This is a genomic window from Corallococcus sp. 4LFB, from assembly GCF_046520365.1.
GTDB lineage: Bacteria > Myxococcota > Myxococcia > Myxococcales > Myxococcaceae > Corallococcus > Corallococcus caeni.
This window is the reverse complement of record NZ_JBKGHJ010000883.1, coordinates 1-1,913: the sequence shown is the minus strand read 5'-3', so window position 1 is coordinate 1,913 and position 1,913 is coordinate 1. Positions and strand designations below refer to the sequence as shown.

3 protein-coding genes are annotated in these 1,913 nt (G+C 72.7%); 1 reads left to right on the top strand and 2 read right to left on the bottom strand.

Annotated features, from left to right (window positions below):
* On the top strand, window positions 1-197 hold a 197-nt coding region (locus ACLEQD_RS42350), incomplete at its 5' end, for a hypothetical protein (RefSeq protein ID WP_410391638.1).
* Between the two features lie 145 nt (window positions 198-342).
* Here ACLEQD_RS42350 and dapE read toward each other — a convergent pair.
* Together dapE and ACLEQD_RS42340 are read right to left on the bottom strand one after the other, a co-directional pair.
* Entirely contained in the window at window positions 343-1,431 is a 1,089-nt protein-coding gene (gene dapE / locus ACLEQD_RS42345) for a succinyl-diaminopimelate desuccinylase (protein WP_410391637.1), read from the bottom strand.
* 45 nt (window positions 1,432-1,476) lie between these two features.
* A partial coding sequence (locus ACLEQD_RS42340) for a cupin domain-containing protein (RefSeq protein ID WP_410391635.1) occupies window positions 1,477-1,913 on the bottom strand: 437 nt, incomplete at its 5' end.

The window sequence follows — 1,913 nt, the reverse complement described above, 5'->3', positions numbered from 1 at the left end:
CTTGGAGGTCGCCTTCTTCGCGGCCCCCGTGCGGCGGGGACGACGCCTTGCGGGCGCCCTTGCGCGCGCCGGAGGAGCGGCGGCGCGACGGCGTGGCGGACGTCGCCTCACCGGCCGACTGCATCGAGTTGGACGACGGGGTTCCGTTCGGGTCCTGCATGTTCGACTCGGCGTGCATCAACAACCTCCAGGGATGACAACACCTGTAGGGTAAGCGCATCCGCCAGAAGTGCACGCATGCCCCACCATGCAGATGCACTCCACTTGACGAATGCACGCGGTGCTACAGCCCGCGCGAGGCCGAAAATCCGGCCTCGGAGCGCACGGCTGTCACGCGGACCGCTACGCCGCGCCCTTGAGGAACGCGGCCAGCTTCTCGTACGCCACGGCCAGGGGAGGGATGGGCGCGCTCTCGTGGAGCTGGTGCGCCTGCGCCGTCTCACCGGGCCCGAAGTTCACCGCGTCCACGCCCCACTCGCCGAAGCGCGCCACGTCCGTCCACGCCTGCTTCGACGCGGCGGGCAGCCCCGTGAGCGCCATCAGCCGCTGGAACAGCGGGTTGCCCGCGGCCACCGGCCCGCTGGGCGACGCGTCCGTGAACTCCACCTCCGCGCGGCCCGCCACCAGCGCCAGCACGTCCTCCTTCGCCTGCGCCACGCTCTTGCCCGGCGCGAAGCGGTAGTTGAGGTTCAGCTCGAACGCCTCCGGCACCACGTTGCGCGCGCGGCCACCCTTGGCCAGCGTGGCGCTGAGGACTTCATAGAAGGGGAAGCCCGCGACGTTCACCTCCACGCGCTCGCGCCCCAAGAGCTCCGTGAGCAGCGGCCCCGCCTTGTGGATGGCGTTCTCCCCCTGCCACGGCCGCGCGGAGTGCGCGCTCTTGCCCGTGAAGCGGACCGTCACCTGCATGCTGCCGACGCAGCCCACCTGCACCACGCCGTCCGTGGGCTCCATGGCGATGCCGAACCTCACGCGGGACAGGTCCGGCCGCTGCGCGTACAGCGGGATGAGGCCGCTCTCCGCGTAGGCGCCCTCCTCGCGCTCGTACAGGAGGAAGGCCACGTTGACGGGCAGCGCGTCGCGCTTCAGGTCCTCCGCCAGCGCCATCATCACCGCGACGCCGCCCTTCATGTCGGACGCGCCCAGCCCGTGCACGCGCTCCCCTTCGATGCGCGGCGCGCGGCCCACGTCCCCGGGGTGCATGGGCACCGTGTCCAGGTGGCCGATGAGCGCCACCGTGGGGCGCGGGTCCTCCAGCGCCCCCAGCAGCAGCGTGTGCCCGACGCGGAAGACCTCCTCGCGGCGGAAGTGCTTCAGCGCCCAGCCTTCCACGTGGTCCGCGATGGGACCCTCGTGGCCAATGGGGCTGTCGATGCGACACAGCTCGAGCGTCGTCTGGGCGAGGCGGGTGGCGAGGTCGGTGGAGGCCATGCGCGCAGCACCATACTCCCCGCCCGCGCCCGGCACACCGTCCCCTCAGGCGCCGCCGTCCACCAGCTCCTCGAAGGACGTGGCGCCCTCCAGCACGGTGAAGCAGATGCACGCGGGGCCCTGCAGCGCGGTGAAGTCGTGCAGCGAGCCGTCCGTCTTCTCCAGCTCGTCGCCGGGCCACACCTCGTGGCCGGTATCCTCGCGGAAGCCGCCCTCCAGCACCAGGTTCCACTCGCGGCCCAGGTGCGCGTGGCGCGGGTAGCGGGCGCCGGGCAGGAGGCGCACGACGGCGGCCATCATCCCCTCGCGCGCTGGCCCCGTCTCCACGGGCATCAGCTCCACGCCCGCCACCGGGCCGGGCATCCAGTGGCTGGCATCCGCCATGGACTCCAGCAGCTCGCGGGCCCGCGCCTCCGTCACGTCCAGGAACGCGGCCACCCTCCCGGCCCAGCGGGCGAAGCGGCCGGGGCCCTCCATCTGGC

Excerpts from the sequence above, each read along its gene's own strand:
- dapE (WP_410391637.1), bottom strand. The coding sequence starts at position 1,431 with ATGGCCTCCACCGACCTCGCCACCCGCCTCGCCCAGACGACGCTCGAG.